This is a genomic window from Frankia canadensis (assembly GCF_900197875.1).
GTDB classification, from domain to species: domain Bacteria; phylum Actinomycetota; class Actinomycetes; order Frankiales; family Frankiaceae; genus Frankia; species Frankia canadensis.
The window spans coordinates 1-16,933 of the sequence record NZ_FZMO01000061.1 but is presented as its reverse complement, the minus strand read 5'-3'; the positions used below and the strand labels follow the sequence as shown (position 1 = coordinate 16,933).

Here is a 16,933-nt window from a genome sequence, read left to right as displayed (position 1 = left end):
CGGGAGGGGACTCTGCGGCTGACCGAGCGCGGCGAGATCGTCGCTGACGCGTGCGTGCAGGGCGCCCGCGCCACAGCGCCAGGCGAGGTCCGCGGCCTGGCGCAGCAGCCGGATGGCCTGGGCCGGGTCCTCCCGCCGGCCGAGCGCGTGCAGGGCGCGGGCGTGTTCCAGTCGGGACGGCGATGGCGCGAGCAGGGCGTCCGCCTCGCGCAGCTCGGCGAGTCCAGCGGCGTCGCCGCCGGCGCCTCGCGGCGAGGCGTGTCCGACGGCGTCCCCCTGCTGCGCGCGCAGTTCGCCGAGAAGCCGTAGGGTGCGGCCGACGAAGCCCGGCTCGCCCCAGCCGCGGGCCAGCGCCAGCTCCTCCTCGACCAGGGTGATCGCCTCGCGGTGACGGCCGAGTCCGGCCAGGGCGAGGGCGCGCGTCGAGCGCCACGGCCACCACGCCGGGTTGTGGGCGCAGGCCATCAGCGAGCGGACCTCGTCCAGGCTGGCCAGCGCCTCCTCGTGGCGCCCCTCCGCGACGAGCAGGCGGGCCAGCATCTCGCCGAACAGTCGGTTGCCCTCGGCGGAGCGCGGGTCGCGGGCCACCCGATCGGCGTGCGCGCGGGCCGCGGTCAGCTCGCCCGCGTCGACCAGCACGCCGATGAGATACGCGTTGCTGTACCCGGAGCCGAAGCTGAGCCCCCACGTCCTCGACTGGTCGCTGGCGACCTGGAACGACTGGCGGGCGGCCCGCAGATCGCCGTGTCCCCACTCCGCGTAACCGCGCCAGAGGTTGGCCGCCAGTGCCCCGAAGACCGACCCGACCCGGTGGGCATGGGCCAGCCCGTCCTCCCACAGCCACTGGGTGTCCTCGCCGGCCAGGTGCAGCGTGACGCCGGCGACCGTCCACAGCAGCCCCAGGTCCACCCGGGTCAGCACGCCGTCGGCGGCCGCGAACCGGGCCCGGTCGATCGCGCCCGCGCGCCCGGTGCCGTCGAGCAGCGACTCCCAGGCGAGCGCGGCGGCGAGCATCCGGGCGCCAGGGCCGGCCCCGGTCACGGCCGGGGCTGGGCTGCGCCGCCAGAGGGCCGGGTCGAGGTCGTTCATGTAGCCGCCGATACGGGCGAGGCCCAGCAGGCCCTGGCGGTCATCGTCCAGATCGGCGGGGAGCTCCTCGGCGACCCGGTTGCCGAACCGGGTCGCCTCACTCGGCGACCCCGCGAACACCAGGGCCCTGGTGAGCATCTGCGCGACCTGCACCCGCTGGGACCCCACCTCCAGTGCCTCGTAGGCCTCGGTCAGGTGGGTGACGGCGGCGATCGCGTCGGTGAGGACCGCCGCCTGGGCGAGTTCGACGAGCAGCGGACCGCGGGTGGCGGGCTCCGGCTGCTCCCGCAGCGCCCGGGCCAGGTAGGCCGCCGCGGCGTCGGGGGCGCCGCGCGCACGGGCCCGCGTCGCCGCCTGGCGCAGGATGTCGACCGCCCAGGCATCGCCGCGGTGCGGGACCTGGAGCAGATGGGCGGCGATCTGCTCCGGCGCGGCGCCGGACCGGTGCAGCGCGCGGGCGGCACGGTCGTGATGAAGCTGGCGCTCGCCGGGCGGAATGTCCCGGTAGACCGCGTCGGCGACCAGCGGGTGCACGAAGCCCAGGGGATAGTCGTCGCGCAGCACCTCGGCCCGGGCCAGGGTGCCCACGGCCGCCGCCGTGGAGGCCTCGGACAGTCCGGCCAGCGTCGCGACGGTCGGCAGCACCGCGCCACCGCCCAGCACCGCGATCCAGCGGGCCACGGCGACGCTCTCCCCCGGCATCCGGGCCAGTCGCATGAGCACCAGGCTGGACACCGCCCGCGAGCCGATCGCGCTGACCGCGCCGGCGTGCGCCCCGTCCGGGGTGATCCCCTCGCTCTGCAGCGCCCGCAGCAGCTGCCGGACGTACAGCGGGTTGCCGGCGGTGGCCTGGTGGCAGGCGGCGACGAACGCGTCCTCGGCCCGCCCGCCGAGCCGGGCCCGGACCAGGTCGGCCACGCCGTCGCGGCCCAGCGGCGCCGGGCGGATCACGATCGTGCCCGGATCGCCGGTCAGCTCGGCGAGCAGCCCCTCGTCCTCGCTCGGTTCGCCGGTACGCAGGGTCGCGACGATCGCGAGCGGCTGGCCCTCGGCGCGGCGCGCCAGGTAGGACAGGAACCGCAGCGACGCGCTGTCGCACCACTGCAGGTCGTCGACGGCGAGCAGGACGGGACCGTCGGCGGCGAGGCGCACGGTGAGCCAGTACAGCCCGTGCAGGACGGCCACCGAGGTGTCGGGCCGCGCCGGAGCGTCCACCGTCGAGGCGGGCGCCGCGTCCTGGACGTCGAACACCGTCGCCGCCCGGGCCGCGGGACCGGCCAGGACGTCGCCACCCGCGCCCTGGCCGGCGACGGCCGCCTCGAACAGCTGGCGCACCGCGCCGAAGGCGAACTCCTTCTCCAGCCCGCTGCCGCGGGCGGTGAGGACCCGCACGCCCCGCCCGGCCGCGAGCTGGCGGGCCTCGGCCAGCAGGCGGGTCTTGCCGATGCCGGCCGGACCCTCGATGACGACCAGGCGTGCCTGCCCGTCGACGGCGTCGTCCACGCAGCCGGCGAGCTCCGCGACCTCACGCTCCCGGCCGACCAGATCCTCCGCCGCCCGGCGCCGCGCCGGCGGCGGGTCGGCGCGCCCGGCCATCGCGCCCGCACCGGGCTCCCGGGCCGTCGGCACCGCGACCGGCGCGCCGCCCGTGCCCGCGGAAGCCGGCGCGGACACGGGAACGGGACCGGCGGCGACCGGTATGGCCAGGGCCGGGGACTGGGTGAGGATCTCGGCTTCCAGGGCGCGTAGTGCCGGGCCGGGATCGATGCCGAGCTCGTCCGCGAGGACGCCCCGCGCCCGGCGCAGCGCCGCGAGCGCGTCGCCCTGGCGATGGGCGCGGTAGAGCGCCAGGACGAGCAGCCGCCATCGCTCCTCCCGCAGCGGCGCCTCGGCGACGAGGGCCTCGATGTCCGGCACCACCACGGCGCTCTCGCCGCGTGCCAGCCGGGCGGCGACCAGCTGCTCGCGCGCCACCTCCCGCAGCTCACCGAGGCGGGTGATCTCGCCGCGGGCCCACGACTCGTCCCGGTACTCGGTGAACGCCGGCCCCCGCCACAGACCCAGCGCCCCGCCCAGGACCGCCAGGCGCTCGTCCGGCCCGGCCAGGGCGTCGGCCTGGCGCAGAAGACCCTCGAACCGCCAGGCGTCGACCGTGTCGGGACCGACCGCCAGCGCGTATCCCGCCGGGCCCAGCCGGACGATGACCGAACCCCGCGAGCGCGCCGCCCGCTCCGGCTCCAGGCGCCGGCGCAGGTGGGAGATGTAGGACTGCAGGGCGCCGCTGGCACCCGGCGGCGGCTCGTCCCCCCACAGCAGGTCGACGAGGCGCTCGGCGGGCATGGCGTCACCGCGGGCCAGCACCAGCAGCGCGAGCACGGCCCGCTGCCGGCGGCCGCCGAGATCGAGCAGCTCGCCCTGGCGAGACGCGGTGACCCCGCCGAGCACGGTGATCCGCAACCCGTCCGCATCCCCCGGCACGCCCGCTCCCCCTCCGCACACCAGCGACCGCGCGGGAGCCCGCGCGAACGCGTCGGCGCCACGCGACGGCGTCACCGCCGGACCAGCGCGTCCGCCTGTCCCGGGCGGACGCCACGGCGGCGCCGTGTCAGCCAGCCGCTCACTTAAGACCAGAAGTCAGTAAATCGCAAGTCGTTCGCAGGTCATCGGTGCGCAGGTGCCCGCAAGCCACTCGCAGACCGCTCCCAAGGGGTGTCCCGCACTGTCGTCCTCGTCCCACCCGCACCGCTCAGGGAGATCACCGATGACCACCGAAACGCTTCGCACCGACACCGCCCAGGCCGCGACGCCGCGCCCGGGCGGCCTGCTGCTGGCCGGCGACCCCGGCTACGACGCGGTCCGCACCCCCTGGAACGTCACCGTCGACCAGCGCCCGGCGGCCGTCGCCCACCCGGCCGACGCCGCCGAGGTGGCCGCGCTCGTCCGGCAGGCCGCGGCGGGCCGGCTGCGGATCGCGGCCCAGGGCACCGGCCACGGCGCCGCCGCGCTGGGCCCGCTCGACGACGTCGTGCTGCTGCGGACGGCGCGGATGAACGGCGTCTCCATCGACGCGCGGGCGCGACGGGCCCGGGTCGGCGCCGGCGCCCGCTGGCTCGACGTGGTGGAACCGGCCGGCGCCGCGGGGCTGGCCGCGCTGCACGGCTCGTCCCCCGACGTCGGCATCGCCGGCTACTCGCTGGGCGGCGGGATGGGCTGGTACGCCCGCCGCCTGGGCCTGCAGGCAAACAGCGTCACCGCCGTCGAGCTGGTGACGGCCGACGGTGCGCTGGTCCGCGCGGACGCCGAGCACGAGCCGGACCTGTTCTGGGCGCTGCGTGGCGGCGGCGGCAGCTTCGGGGTGGTCACCGCGCTGGAGTTCGCGCTCTACCCGATCCCCACCGCGTACGCCGGCCTGCTCGCCTGGGACTGGCGGCACGCCGAGCGGGTGCTGACCCGCTGGGCCGACTGGGCGCCCACCGCACCGGACGCCGTCACCACCTCGCTGCGCCTGCTGCAGGTGCCGCCGATCCCGGAGATCCCCGAGCCGCTCCGCGGGCGGCAGCTCGTGGTCATCGACGGCGCGGTGCTGGCGGACAACCCCGACGCCGAGCGCATCCTGGCACCGCTGCGGGAGCTCGGGCCGGAGCTCGACACGTTCACCCGCCTGCCCGCGCCGGCCCTCGTCCGGCTGCACATGGATCCCGAGGGGCCGACCCCGGTGGTGTCCGGCTCCCGCATGCTCGCGGCACTGCCGCCGGCGGCGATCGGCGCGATCCTGGACACCGCCGGGCCGGACTCGGGCACCTCGCTGCCGGTCCCCGCCGAGCTGCGCCAGCTCGGCGGCGCGCTGGGCCGCCCGGCGCCGGGCGCGGGCGCCCTGTCGATGGTCGACGGCGCGTTCCTGCTGTTCACCTGCGGCATCGCCGCCAGCCCCGAGACGGCCGCCCACGGCCTCGCCGACACCCGCCGGGTGACCGACGCGCTGGCGCCGTTCGCCTCGGGCCGCGAGTACCTCAACTTCGTCGACCAGCCCGCCGATGCCGCGACCGGCTACGACCCGGCGACCTGGGCCCGCCTGCGGGCGATCCGCGCCTCCGTCGACCCGGACGGCCTGTTCGTCGCCAACCACCCCGTCCCGCCCGCCGCGTAACGGACTCGCGCCACGCTCGCGATCACAGCCCGAGACACTCACGACTCGACGAAAGGCCGCCCGCAGCCGTGACCACGACCCGCTCCCGACCGTCCGTGTTCATCCCGAGCGCCCGGGCCGCGTCCGTGAATGTGCCTTCCCGCCCCGGCACCGTCGCGCCCGCGATGACACCGGTTCGGTCCGCACCGCGCCGGCCGCCGGCCGAACGCGGGCCAGCCGAACGCGGGCCGGCCGGGCCCAATGTCGACCGCCTCGTCGTGACGGTGCTGATCGCGGACGTGCGCGGCTACAGCGGCATCGCCGAACGGACGGACCCGGTGGTGCTCGCCGGCCAGCTCGACGAGCACCGGCGGGAGATGGCCGCCGCGATCCGCGCCGAGGGTGGCACGATCATCCAGTACGCCGGCGACGCCCTGGTCGCCGCCTTCGGCCTCCCGTCGACCGGCCCCGATGGTCCGGCGCCCGCTGATCGAGAGGCGCAGGCCGATCGGGAGGTGCAGGCCGATCGGGAGGTGCAGGCCGATCGAGAGGCGCGGATCGATCACGAGATGCGCGCCGAGGAGGAGACCCGGGCCGATCACGAGGTGCGGGCCGATCACGAGGTGCAGGCCTGCCGCGCGGCGCGGGCCATGCACCAGCGCCAGCGGGCGCTCGACGTCACCTGGGCCGCGCGGGGCCTGGCACCGTTCGGGCTCGGCATCGGGGTGTCGACCGGCGAGGTCGCGGCGGGCGTCCTCGGCGGCGACGCCCGGCTCGGCTACACCCTCGTCGGCGACACGGTGAACCTCGCCGCCCGGCTGCAGGCCATGGCCCGCCAACCAGGCACAACCATCGTGTCCGACGCCACGCTCCGCGGCCTCCATCACCTCGGCGCCCACCTGCTCGCCCTCGCGCCGACCACCGTCAAGGGCCGCGCCGGAGTGGTCAGGTCCTTCTTGCTGACCGAGTCGTCGAGGGAGGAACCGAGGCGGGCGCGACGCGGACCGCTCGCTGCCTCCTCACCATCCCGTCTCAGGTCGTCACCGGCTGGTCGCCGGTCACGTCCTGCTTCAGCCGACGCACCTTCCGATATTCCCAGGCACCACCCGCGGCGCTGGCGACTCCGGCCACGGCAGGGATCGCTACCTGCAGGTAGTACGGATCGACGCCCACCGGCTGGACGGTCTCCGAATCCTGCGGATCGTAGACGATGTCGAGGTGATCACCAACGGCTCCATGCCCTGGCGAGGTCATCAGCTCCGCCACAACGACTCGGCCGGTGACGGTGGTGAACCGGGCCATGTACGTCGGATGGGCGTCAGCACTGCGAATTTCGACGATCTCCCCAGTTACGGTTACCCCGCGCATGGCAAGGCTGTGTTCGAAATAAAAACCTGCGGCGGCAATGAGCAAGAACATCGCGGCGCACACCAGCAATACTCCAACGCGGGCTCTCACCGTATACCCCCTCGCCCCATCAGACCATGGCACTCCCGCGGCCCACATCGCGCCTCGGATTGTGATCCTCGTTGGTGCTGTCGCGCGGCGGGTCGCGGCAGTGTTCTGACCGTTTCACGACGGCCGGTGCCGCATATTCCGTGGCAAAACGGACAGGAAGCCGTGAGTCCGCGACACGGGCCGCTGTCCCCCGCACGCACTTCCCACCTGTCGCCTGACAGACGACGATCTCCCGGCAGCGAGACACCGTCTGCCGAGGAGTCGCGCCACCGGGTGTCCGGATTCGCGGCGGCGGAGCCCGGGCCGGTGGCGGGTGGCGAGTAGCGTGGCGGAGCGTGAGTCTGGATCGGTGGCGGGATCGGTACGCCGAGCGTGCTCAGGGGATGATCGCGAGCGAGGTACGGGCGCTGTTCGCGGTGGCGTCCCGGCCGGAGATCGTGTCGCTGGCCGGGGGTATGCCGGCGGTGGACGCGCTGCCGATGGAGGCGGTCGCGGCGACCGTGGCCGAGGTGGTGACCCGCCGGGGCGCGCAGGCGTTGCAGTACGGGTCGGCGCAGGGTGATCCGGATCTGCGGGCGCGGATCTGCGACGTGATGGCGCTGGAGGGCATCACCGACGCCCATCCGGACAGCGTGGTCGTGACGGCCGGCTCCCAGCAGGCGCTGGACCTGCTGACCCGGGTGTTCGTCGACCCGGGCGACGTGGTGCTGACCGAGGGCCCGACGTACGTCACGGCCATCAACACGTTCGCGGCGTACCAGGCGCGGATCGTGCACGTGCCGATGGACGACGACGGGCTGGTCCCGGACGGCCTGGCGCAGATGCTGCGGCGGCTGGCGGCCGAGGGTGCCCGGGTGAAGCTGCTGTACACGGTGCCGACGTTCCAGAACCCGGGCGGCATCACGCTGACGGCCCAGCGCCGCGCCGAGGTGGTGGAGATCTGCCGGCGGGCCGGGGTGCTGGTCGTCGAGGACAATCCGTACGGGCTGTTGTCGTTCACCGGTGAGCCGGGGCGGGCGATACGCGCCGACGCCCCGGATGACGTGGTGTATCTGGGGTCGTTCTCGAAGACGTTGGCGCCGGGGATGCGGGTGGGGTGGGCGCTGGCGCCGCCGGCGGTGACGGCGCGGCTGGTGCTGGCGGCGGAGTCGGCAATCCTGTCGCAGTCGATGTTCACCCAGCTGTCGGTCGAGCATTACCTGGCGACGCAGCCGTGGGCGGAGCAGCTGAAGGGGCTGCGCGAGCTGTACCGAGAGCGCCGGGACGCGATGCTCGACGCGCTGGCCGCCTCGATGCCGGTGGGGGCCCGGTGGACGCGCCCGGACGGCGGGTTCTTCGTCTGGCTGACCCTGCCGGGCGGCGTGGACACGAAGGCGATGCTGCCGCGGGCGATCGCCGCCCGGGTCGCCTACGTTCCCGGCGTCGGCTTCTACGCGGACGGGTCGGGCCGCAGCAGCATGCGACTGTCCTACTGTTATCCCCCGGCCGAGCGCGTCCGCGACGGCGTCGAGCGGCTGGCCCAGGTCATCACGGCCGAGCTGCGCCTGCGTGACACGTTCCGGTCCTGATCCCGTGAGTTCGGTGGAGGACGAGACGTTGACCGATCTGGGCCGGGTGCTGATCCTCGCGGGCGGGCTGTCGCCCGAGCGGGAGGTGTCGCTGCGGTCGGGTGGCCGGCTGCGGGACGCGTTGACCGGCATCGGCGTCGAGGCGGAGCTCGCCGACGTCGACGCGGCCACGCTGCCGGCGCTCGCCGCCGACCCGCCGCAGGTGGTGTTCCCGGTGCTGCATGGCATCTCCGGCGAGGACGGCACGATCCGTGAGGTCCTCGACCTGTACGGCCTGCCGTACGTGGGCGCGGTGCCGCCGGCGTGCCGGGTGGCGTTCGACAAGGCGACGGCGAAGGCGGCCGTCGCCGCGGCGGGCATCGCGACACCGGAGGCGGTCACGCTGCCGCGGGAGGCGTTCCATGACCTCGGCGCCAGCACGCTGATCGAACGGATCGTGGCCCGCCTCGGCCTGCCGCTGGTCGTCAAGCCGCGGGCGGGCGGATCCGCGTTCGGGGTCAGCCGCGTCGGCGACGCCGGCGAGGTCGCGGAGGCGCTGATGGGCTGCTTCGGCTATCACGACTGGGCGATCGTCGAACGGGCCGTCGACGGCGTGGAGATCGCCGTCGGCGTGGTCGACACGGGGGAGGGTCCGGTCGCACTGCCGGCGGTCGAGATCGAACCCCGCGCCGGGGACTACGACTACGCCGCCCGCTACACCGCCGGCGCCACCAACTTCTACACCCCGGCCCGGCTCGACGAGGCGATCCTGCGCGCCGCCGCGCGGACGGCGATCACCGCGCATCAGGTGCTCGGCCTGCGGGACCTGTCCCGCACCGACATGATCGTCGGCGCGGACGGGATCCCGCGGTTCCTCGAGGTCAACGTCGCCCCCGGCCTGACCGAGACGAGCACCTGGCCGATGGGGCTGCAGGCCGCCGGTCTCGACCTCGCCGTCGTCTGCCGCGACCTCGCCGCCCGCGCCCAGCGCCGCGGTGACGCCGGCGTCTGAGGACCCTCAGGGGCCCGGAGGACCGTCAGGGTACGTAGCGCGGCAGGGCGCCGACGCCCGCGGCCGGCGATTCGGGCGTGCTGGCGGGGACGATCAGGATGTCGGCGTCGGTGCCGATCGCGGCACGCAGCAGGACGTCGACGAGGGCGCCCTGGCGCGCCCGCTCACCGAGGGCGGGCAGGTCGTCGGGGCGCAGCGCGAGGTCGGTGGGACGCGGGCCGAAGGAGATCGGCGCGTCCTCCTCCAGATCGTCGGACAGCAGGAGCGTGGCCACCCGCGCCTCGGCGAGCCCCGCCACCGTCTCGGCCGGCCCGTCGAGAACGATCGACGCCGCCGGCACGGCGCCCAGTTCGTCCGGGCGAGTTGCTCCCTCGGCCGACGCAGCAGAGCCGGTCGGGGCGGCGGCGCCGGCCAGGGCGGCGCGGCGGCGCCGGCGCTGGTCGAACTCGGCGAGGACGCCCGCCACGTCCCGGCGGGACTGGTCGCGCAGCAGATCGGCGACCTGGGCGGCGATGACCTCCGCCGAGCCGTCGTCGGCCCGGCCGCCGCCCGACACGACCCGGGTGCGCGCGTCGAGCGACGCCGGCAGCTGGCCGCGGACGAGGGCCACGGCCTTCGGGTCACCCGCCATGACGATCATCCAGGCGCCGAGGCCGGCCGCCGTCTTCTCCAGCAGCTCGGCGGCGGCACGGGCGCCGATCCGCCAGTCCTCCTCGACGCGGTGCTGGTAGCGGGCGGCGGACCAGCCGCCCCTGCCGGTCTTGTGCCACGGATGGGGCGTCGCCTCGATGCCGGTCACCACCGGCTCCTCGCCCGCCGCCGGATCGTCCCGGTAGGCGAGCACGTCGACGCCGAGACGGTCCACCAGCGCGAGGACGTGCGGGACGCGGCTCTGACCCCAGGCCACCAGGGGCAGCAGGTAGGGCAGCGCGCCGACCCGGACGATGTCGGTGTCGATCGGGTCGGGCAGGTGGCGCTCGTAGCGGACCGCCCCGCCGGCGGCGACCAGCATGCGGGTCCCGCCTTCCGGGTGACCGCCCCGGGCCCGGCGCAGCGCCTTCACCGTCGCGGCGTCGACGCCGAGATCGGCGTGGGCGAGTCGGGTGAGGGTGTCGTCCCAGCGTGCCTCCAGCTGCTGGTAGGCGTTCGGCTGGCCGCTGTGCGCGCCCAGGTAGACGGTGACCACCTGGCCGTCGTCGCTGTACGCCGTCCGGAGTTCCTTGAGATCCATCGCGCGGCTCCCGTCCTGATGATCCGAGCGTTGTGGGCCCGCCCGGCCTCGACCGGGCGTCCGACCGGGACCCTTTCCGCGCTGCTCCGCGAAAAACGCCACGGCGGCCCCGACAACGCCGCTGGTTCACGCCCCCGAGCGCTACAGACAGCGCCGACGGCAGGTCGACGGCGCGCCGACCGCCGCGACCCACGTTCCCGTCAGAAGGCAGCCGGATGGGCGGGCGCGTCGTTCCTGATCTCGTTGGCGAAGCTGGTGTTGGCGACCAGGCCCTCGTCCGGTGGCTTCGGGGCGTCCTCGGTCGCGACCGGGCCGGACCGCTCCCCGAAACGCAGCGGCGAGACCGCGTCCGTGGGATCGGCGCCCGCGAGGATCGCCGACGCGTCCGGCACGGTGGTCGGGAAGCTCTCCTCCCGATGGGTCACGTCAGACCCGGGTCGGCGGCGCGCGCGGGCCAGGCCCGCGGCAGCGACACCCGCGCCGAACGCCGTCGCGACGAGTGCGGCGATCCGCAGGCGACCGCCGCGACGGTCGTCACCGGTCCGGTCGAGCTCCTCCGCCAGGTGCGGCGAGGTCATGTGCACTCCCCACGTCGATCGAAACGGGCATCGAGGCGGACGCCGCCGCCGGTGGCCGGTCAGCGGGCCCGGGCGGTGGCGCGCCGGTTCGCCTTGTCGATGGCGTCGACCAGCTCGTCCTTGGTCATCGACGACCGGCCGCGGATGTCCAGCTCCCGCGCGACCTCCTGCAGGTGCCGCTTGCTCGCGCGCGCGTCGACGCCGCCGTGGCTGGTCCCGCCGGCGCCGCGGGGCGTGGCGGCCCGCTGGTCGGACGGGCCCTTGCTGCCGCCGGCCTTCGGCTCCCAGTGGTCGCCCACCTTCTCGAAGGAGTGCTTGAGCGCGCTGAACGCGGTCTGATGGGCGCGGCGCCCCTCGCCATACTCCTGCACCGCCGCGTCGTGCGTCTTGATCCAGGTGCGCTGGGCCTTCCTCGGCGAGCGCGCGATCGTGGACGGTAGTTCCTTCGCTCCAGGCATCACGTGTCTCCTCTCGGTGTGGTCGGGATCCTCGTTGTGGTCGGGATCCGTGGCTGCCCGGCGTCCTGCGGCAGGCCGGCATCGGCCCGCTCCTCCTCGGTGCGCCGGGCGAGCGCGTCGTCGTCCAGGTGCTCGGGCGCTCCCGCGTGATAGGGCCGCAGGCGCTCGCCCTCGGCCGCCCGCGTCGCGGCCTGCTCGGTGCGCTGGTCATGAGTGGTCATCGCGCTCTACCTCCCGACCGTGTGCTCGCCACCCCGCGGTTCGCCGAGGCGGCGGTCGTCAACGGACATCACGACTGCGCCGTCCCCCGGGTGCGCACAACAAAACGCCGACCTACCCGCCGCCGGCCCGTCTATGACCGCCGCGACCACGGCGCGCACGGCTCCTCGACGACCTTGCACACCGCACGCGCATCCCCGCATCCCCGCATCCCCGCGCTCACTGCCCAGCCCGGGCTCACGTTCGCCCGAGCCCTCGCTGCCGCCGCGGTGGTAACGCCGCCCCCGCCCACGACGGCTGACGCTGGCGCGAACGCCGTTTCTCACGCCGCGTTCAACGGCGGTACTCCGGCGCCATCGCCTCAGCCATCCGGAGGTGCGGTGCCGCGTCGGCGGGCCTGCCCTGCCGCTCAAGCACTCGCCCCAGCAGCAGCTGCACGTACGAATCGGATGGCGACGCCGCGGCCAGGTCCTCGAGAAGAGTGCGGGCCGCGCCGAGCTGGGCGGAGTGGAAGTAGGCACGAGCCGCCAGCAGCCGCAGATTCGGATCACTGACGTGGGCATCCAGCAACGGGCGCAGGAGTTCCAGCGTGCCAAGCGGATCACCGCGCTCAAGCAAGGCCTCGGAATGCCGGAACCGTTCGACCTCTTCCGGGAGCTTCCGCCCTTCACGCCCTTCCCGGGCGCGGAGGAACTCCGCGATCGTGGCCGCCGACTGGGCACCGACGAGCAGGTCCTCGCCCACGACGAAGGTCGGGGAGGTCGTGACGCCGATCGCCTTCCCGCGCAGGAGCTGTTCCCGGACAGCGGCGTCACCGGCGCCCTCGACGAGCAGCCCGCGCGCCCGCGGGACACCGAACCGTTCGGCGGCATCGGCAAGGTCCACAAGCACCTCAGTGGAACTGATGTCGACCGCACCGATGAAATGCGCCTTGAAGATCTCCTCGATCACAGCGCCCTGCGTATCGGCTCCGCCGTGCTCGAACGACAGCGCGACGAGCCGGTGCGCGGCGTGGCTGTTGGCACGCCAGGCCGCGCCCCACGGCGGCCCGAGCCCTTCTGCCGCCGCGATCTCCCGCACCCGCGACCGGTTCTCGGTGGGCGACAGACCCGGAGTGCACTGCGTCAACGCGGCGTCCACCACCGGATCCAGCAGCTCGCGGGCGAGCGGGGACGCCGGCGTCGGCGCCATCGGGTCAATCCGAAACGGACGCCACACCGCCTCAACCGGTGCACCATCCCACTCCGCCAGGGCAGTCTCGATCCGCCGCTTGCCGATGTACGACCAGGGGCAAACCACATCCGCCCAGATTTCCACCCGCATAGTCGCATTCTAAGAGCACAGATTTCGCTACGCACAGCGCCACGCAGCGACGGGTGTACGCGGCGACGACTCCCATCACCGGTTCGCGTCACTGACGGACCGACAGCAGATTCTGTACCTGATCGTGGTATCGCTGTCGATCGTCGCGACCGGGCTGCTTGTCGCGCCGACGAGCCCGCATCGGGCTCTGTTCCGCCGTCCGGAGAAGGTGATGCTGTGGGCCCACCGGGTGCAGGCGGACCAGGCGCGAGCCGTTTCGGCAGCTCGCCGGTGGGCGTCGGCACCTAAGGGCAGTCGGTATGTCGCATGTCCGCCACATGCCGGCCATCCTCTCCAGCTAACGGGTGACGGCCGACCCACCTTCCAGCAGCCGCCACCGTCACCGTCAGCGACGAGAGGCGTGACGATGCAGGGAAGACGCGTCCACCTGGCTCGACCATTCCGACGCGGGAGCGGGCCCGCGTCGGAGGATGCGGGCGGCGACGGCGGCCGGCGGCCATTAGCCAGGCCGTTCGTCGTGCTCGCCTCGGCAGCCGCGGTCCTGTCTGCCGCCGTGGCGCTGAGCTCGTGCGGCAGCGGCGCGGACGCCGGCACCCGGGCCGCGGCGCCGTCCGCCGTGCCGACGCCGTCGCGGCCGGCCGGACCCGCCGCCGACCTGTCCACCGAGCTCTCCGGCGGCGACGGGCCGTTCCTGGGCCTGCCGAACCAGGCGGACATGACGGGGCACCACTTCGTCGAGCACGAGTACGCCGCCGCCGGCACCGCGACGGACTACAAGGCACAGGGCGCGCTCACCCATGACGGCCGGTGGACGTTCACCCCGGACGGCACCGCCCCCTACCGCACCCGGGTGCTGGTCCGCCGCCCGGCGTCGGCCAGGGCCTTCAGCGGCACGGTCGTCGTCGAGTGGCTCAACGTCAGCGGCGGGCTGGACGTCGACCCCGACTGGGCGAGCACGCAGGAGGAGATCCTGCGCCGCGGCGACATCTGGGTCGGCGTGTCCGCCCAGCGGATCGGCGTGACCGGCGGCGATGTGGCGGTGGGCGGCGGTCCGGGCAGCGACGGGGCCGGGAAGGGTCTCACGGGCATCGACTCGGCGCGCTACGGCTCCCTGACGCATCCCGGCGACGGCTTCTCGTTCGACATGTTCACCCAGATCGCCCGCGCGGTCCGGGCCGGGGCGGGGCTCGGCGGGGCCCGGCCGGCGCGGCTCATCGCGGCCGGCGAGTCGCAGTCCGCCTTCGCGATGGTCACCTACTACAACGGCGTGCAGCCGCTGACCCACGCCTTCGACGGCTTCCTCATCCACAGCCGCGGCGCCAGCGGACTCCCGCTGGCCGCACCCGGCACGGCCGCGGGCATCGCCGACGCGCTCGCCGCCGCCGTGCCGACGGCCCTGCGCACCGACCAGTCCGCCCGGGTCCTCGACATCCAGACCGAGTCTGACCTGGTCGGCCTCCTGAACTCGAGCGTGTCACGCCAGCCGGACAGCGACCGCTTCCGGCTGTGGGAGGTCGCCGGCACCGCGCACGCCGACGCGCACCTGCTCGGCCCGGCCGCGGCGCAGACGGACTGCGGGGCGCCGATCAACGACGGCCCGATGCACATCGTCGCCAAGGCGGCGCTGCGGTCCCTGACGACGTGGATCAGCACCGGGCAGGCACCGCCGACCGCGCCCCGCATCGAGCTCACGGCGGGTGACAGCCCGCAGATCCGCCGGGACGCCGACGCCATCGCGCTGGGCGGCGTCCGCACCCCGCCGGTGAACGTTGCGGTGGACGTCCTGTCCGGAGTACCGGGCCCCCATCCGTCCACCTACTGCCTGCTGCTCGGCTCGACCAGGCCGCTGCCCGCGCAGCGGATCGCCGAGCTGCACCCGAACCGGGCGGCCTACGTGGCCCGCTACAACGCCGATCTCGCCCGGACCATCGCGGCGGGATTCGCGCTCGCCGACGATCGTGCCGCCCTCGCCGCCTACGCGAAGCCCGACCGGATTCCCGCGTAGCGCGGACCATCCGGCGTCTGCCGGCCCGGCCGTCCCGCGAGCGAAGGCGGGAACGGCCGGGCCGGCAGCGGAACGTGGGCCCGCCACGTGTGTCAGGACCCGCGATGCCGCGCCGCCGGGTTCTCGCGTCGCAACGGGATGGTGCGCTCAGCTCATCGACTTGCGGAAGTCCCAGCTGACGATCTTCTCGGGGACGAGCCGGAGCCAGGCGTGCCGGCCGTCGTTGACGAGGGCGCCGCCGGAGTACTTGGCGCCGAACAGCCGCTCGGGCTCGACGAGCTCGTCGTTGGGCTCGCCGGTGCGGGGTACCTCACCGACCTGCTCGACGCGGCCGGTGATCTCGACGCCGCGCAGTTCGTGGTAGTCGACGCCGGCGTCGACGAGGACGCTGACATTCGGCTCGCGCTCGAGGTTGACCCAGCGCTGGCTGCGCACCAGCGAGTTGAACCACAGGGCGGTGCCGTCCCAGGCGAACCACAGCGCGGAGACATGGGGCCGGCCGGCCTTGTCGAGACTGGCGAGGCGGCAGGTGCGCTCCTCGGTGAGGAACGCGTCGCGCTCCTCGGGCGTCATCGCGATCCGCCGGCCGCGGCGCTGCTCGGTGACCATGGGTGTCAGACCTCCGGTGCGGTGAGGGATTGTTCCGGTCGGCAGGGGGCGGGACGTTCAGCGTCCGGTCCACACCGGCGGGCGCTTCTCCAGGAACGCGCGGACGCCCTCGGCGAGGTCGGCGCTGTCCTTGACGCTGTCCAGCGCCTCGCCGGTGGCCGCCCAGCCGGCCTCGTCGCCCGCGGCGAGCAGGCCGTTCATCGCGGCGAGGCTGGCCTGGACGGACAGCGGGGCGTGGCGGGCGAGGCGCTCGGCGAGGTCGAGCGCGGCGGGCAGGGCCTGGCCGGGCTCGGCGACCACGTTGACGAACCCGGCGTCGCAGGCGCGCTGGGCGCTGATCGGCTCCCCGAGCAGGACGAGCTCGCGGGCGAGGTTCACCGGGAAGACCTGCAGGGCGCGGAACAGCGCGCCGGAGGTGGGCAGCAGGCCGCGGACGACCTCGGGCAGGCCGAGGCGGGCGTCGCGGGCGGCGACCACCAGGTCGCAGGCCATCGCGATCTCCAGGCCGCCACCGAGGGCGAGCGCCTCGATCGCGGCGATCAGCGGCTTGCGCCGGGTACGCCGGATGATGCCGTACTCGCCGCCGCGCTCGGTGCTGTAGTCGCCGCCGGCGGACAGGTCGCTGCCCGCCGAGAACGCGCGGCCGGTGCCGGTCAGCACCCCGACCCACAGCTCGGGGTCGTCGTCGAGGCGGTTGAAGGCGACGTCGAGCTCGTCGGCCATCGCCCGGTCGACCGCGTTGCGCTTCTTCTCGCGCAGCATCGAGATGACGAGGACCCGGCCGTGGGCCTCGGCGTGGACCAGCGCGTCGGTCATCAGGCGCCCCCGAGCACGGCGCGGGTGTTCGCGATCTCCTCGGGGCGCAGGTAGACGGCCATGCGGGTGACCAGCCCCGCGTCGTCGACGGTGAAGTGGTCGACGACGGTGTGGGTCCGCCCGGCCTCCTCACCAGGCAGCTGGGCGCTGATCTCGATGACGCAGACGTTGCCCTCGGCGACCGCGCTGCTCGCCCACACCTTCGCCGGCGCGATCACGCGCAGCCCGGCGGAGTAGAAGCCGTGAATGGCCTCGCGGCCGCGGAACTCCTCGCCGATGGGTGCGAGGAAAAGCCCGTCGGGCGCGAAGATACTTGCAATCTCGTCATAGCGACGCTCATTGATCAGATGTAAGTAACGGTCGACGGCGGCCCGCGCTGCTGACATTCTTTCCACCCATCTTCCATCGAGCATTTTCAATGTTATTTTACGTGAATTGCGGGAATGTTCCGTCGCGCGCGTT

14 protein-coding genes and 2 pseudogenes are annotated in these 16,933 nt (G+C 74.4%); 6 read left to right on the top strand and 10 right to left on the bottom strand.

Going from position 1 to position 16,933, the window contains the following annotated elements; translation table 11 throughout:
• The coding region (locus tag C1A33_RS07055; RefSeq protein WP_243407277.1) for an ATP-binding protein at window positions 1–3,567 on the bottom strand (3,567 nt) is incomplete at its 3' end.
• Window positions 3,568–3,850: 283 nt separating this feature from the next.
• On the opposite strand from C1A33_RS07055, the gene C1A33_RS07050 reads away from it, so the two are divergent.
• Complete coding sequence (locus tag C1A33_RS07050; protein WP_101830719.1) at window positions 3,851–5,236, top strand: FAD-binding oxidoreductase; 1,386 nt, start codon at window positions 3,851–3,853, stop codon at window positions 5,234–5,236.
• A 245-nt stretch (window positions 5,237–5,481) separates the two neighbouring features.
• Window positions 5,482–6,147, top strand: a pseudogene (locus tag C1A33_RS07045) (adenylate/guanylate cyclase domain-containing protein); the annotation flags it as partial.
• Between the two features lie 100 nt (window positions 6,148–6,247).
• On the opposite strand, the gene C1A33_RS36310 reads toward C1A33_RS07045, so the two are convergent.
• Window positions 6,248–6,646 (bottom strand): DUF3592 domain-containing protein, encoded by a 399-nt coding sequence (locus C1A33_RS36310; protein ID WP_243407278.1) that lies wholly within the window; start codon window positions 6,644–6,646, stop codon window positions 6,248–6,250.
• Between the two features lie 410 nt (window positions 6,647–7,056).
• Here C1A33_RS36310 and C1A33_RS07040 point away from each other — a divergent pair, with 410 nt between their 5' ends.
• The gene (locus C1A33_RS07040; RefSeq protein ID WP_101830717.1) at window positions 7,057–8,241 is read left to right on the top strand and encodes an aminotransferase-like domain-containing protein; all 1,185 of its coding nucleotides are present in this window, start codon (window positions 7,057–7,059) and stop codon (window positions 8,239–8,241) included.
• Between the two features lie 28 nt (window positions 8,242–8,269).
• Entirely contained in the window at window positions 8,270–9,232 is a 963-nt protein-coding gene (locus C1A33_RS07035) for a D-alanine--D-alanine ligase family protein (RefSeq protein WP_101830720.1), read from the top strand.
• A gap of 25 nt (window positions 9,233–9,257) precedes the next feature.
• On the opposite strand, the gene C1A33_RS07030 is transcribed toward C1A33_RS07035, so the two are convergent.
• The 5 genes from C1A33_RS07030 to C1A33_RS07010 form a co-directional block, all read right to left on the bottom strand.
• Complete coding sequence (locus C1A33_RS07030; RefSeq protein ID WP_101830716.1) at window positions 9,258–10,463, bottom strand: baeRF2 domain-containing protein; 1,206 nt, start codon at window positions 10,461–10,463, stop codon at window positions 9,258–9,260.
• A gap of 200 nt (window positions 10,464–10,663) precedes the next feature.
• A complete protein-coding gene (locus C1A33_RS07025; protein ID WP_101830715.1) occupies window positions 10,664–11,041 on the bottom strand; it encodes a hypothetical protein in 378 nt (125 codons plus the stop codon).
• Between the two features lie 59 nt (window positions 11,042–11,100).
• Complete coding sequence (locus C1A33_RS07020; protein WP_101830714.1) at window positions 11,101–11,499, bottom strand: ChaB family protein; 399 nt, start codon at window positions 11,497–11,499, stop codon at window positions 11,101–11,103.
• Entirely contained in the window at window positions 11,499–11,720 is a 222-nt protein-coding gene (locus C1A33_RS07015; protein ID WP_101830713.1) for a hypothetical protein, read from the bottom strand. The genes C1A33_RS07020 and C1A33_RS07015 overlap by 1 nt, the downstream gene beginning before the upstream one ends.
• Before the next feature lie 331 nt (window positions 11,721–12,051).
• Window positions 12,052–13,041, bottom strand: a complete 990-nt coding sequence (locus tag C1A33_RS07010) for a DsbA family protein (protein WP_101830712.1) — start codon at window positions 13,039–13,041, stop codon at window positions 12,052–12,054.
• Between the two features lie 88 nt (window positions 13,042–13,129).
• Between C1A33_RS07010 and C1A33_RS37340 the strand changes: the two are divergent.
• Together C1A33_RS37340 and C1A33_RS07005 are read left to right on the top strand one after the other, a co-directional pair.
• Window positions 13,130–13,261 (top strand): annotated as a pseudogene (locus tag C1A33_RS37340) (DUF6328 family protein); the annotation flags it as partial.
• A gap of 297 nt (window positions 13,262–13,558) precedes the next feature.
• Window positions 13,559–15,046: an alpha/beta hydrolase domain-containing protein gene (locus tag C1A33_RS07005; RefSeq protein ID WP_101830711.1), complete on the top strand. Its 1,488-nt coding sequence runs from the start codon at window positions 13,559–13,561 to the stop codon at window positions 15,044–15,046.
• Window positions 15,047–15,193: 147 nt separating this feature from the next.
• Here C1A33_RS07005 and C1A33_RS07000 read toward each other — a convergent pair whose 3' ends face one another.
• Genes C1A33_RS07000 through C1A33_RS06990 form a run of 3 tightly spaced genes read right to left on the bottom strand, consistent with a single transcriptional unit; the run spans window position 15,194 to window position 16,857 of the window.
• Window positions 15,194–15,655 (bottom strand): pyridoxamine 5'-phosphate oxidase family protein, encoded by a 462-nt coding sequence (locus C1A33_RS07000; RefSeq protein WP_101830710.1) that lies wholly within the window; start codon window positions 15,653–15,655, stop codon window positions 15,194–15,196.
• A 57-nt stretch (window positions 15,656–15,712) separates the two neighbouring features.
• Window positions 15,713–16,471, bottom strand: coding sequence for an enoyl-CoA hydratase-related protein (locus tag C1A33_RS06995; protein WP_101830709.1), 759 nt, complete (start codon window positions 16,469–16,471; stop codon window positions 15,713–15,715).
• The gene (locus tag C1A33_RS06990) at window positions 16,471–16,857 is read right to left on the bottom strand and encodes a nuclear transport factor 2 family protein (protein ID WP_165818263.1); all 387 of its coding nucleotides are present in this window, start codon (window positions 16,855–16,857) and stop codon (window positions 16,471–16,473) included. Before C1A33_RS06990 ends, C1A33_RS06995 begins: the two co-directional genes overlap by 1 nt.
• Window positions 16,858–16,933: the final 76 nt, after the last annotated feature.

Excerpts from the sequence above, each read along its gene's own strand:
- C1A33_RS07050 (WP_101830719.1), top strand. The coding sequence starts at position 3,851 with ATGACCACCGAAACGCTTCGCACCGACACCGCCCAGGCCGCGACGCCG.
- C1A33_RS07040 (WP_101830717.1), top strand. The coding sequence starts at position 7,057 with ATGATCGCGAGCGAGGTACGGGCGCTGTTCGCGGTGGCGTCCCGGCCG.
- C1A33_RS07030 (WP_101830716.1), bottom strand. The coding sequence starts at position 10,463 with ATGGATCTCAAGGAACTCCGGACGGCGTACAGCGACGACGGCCAGGTG.
- C1A33_RS07025 (WP_101830715.1), bottom strand. The coding sequence starts at position 11,041 with ATGACCTCGCCGCACCTGGCGGAGGAGCTCGACCGGACCGGTGACGAC.
- C1A33_RS07020 (WP_101830714.1), bottom strand. The coding sequence starts at position 11,499 with ATGCCTGGAGCGAAGGAACTACCGTCCACGATCGCGCGCTCGCCGAGG.
- C1A33_RS07015 (WP_101830713.1), bottom strand. The coding sequence starts at position 11,720 with ATGACCACTCATGACCAGCGCACCGAGCAGGCCGCGACGCGGGCGGCC.
- C1A33_RS07010 (WP_101830712.1), bottom strand. The coding sequence starts at position 13,041 with ATGCGGGTGGAAATCTGGGCGGATGTGGTTTGCCCCTGGTCGTACATC.
- C1A33_RS07000 (WP_101830710.1), bottom strand. The coding sequence starts at position 15,655 with ATGGTCACCGAGCAGCGCCGCGGCCGGCGGATCGCGATGACGCCCGAG.
- C1A33_RS06995 (WP_101830709.1), bottom strand. The coding sequence starts at position 16,471 with ATGACCGACGCGCTGGTCCACGCCGAGGCCCACGGCCGGGTCCTCGTC.
- C1A33_RS06990 (WP_165818263.1), bottom strand. The coding sequence starts at position 16,857 with ATGTCAGCAGCGCGGGCCGCCGTCGACCGTTACTTACATCTGATCAAT.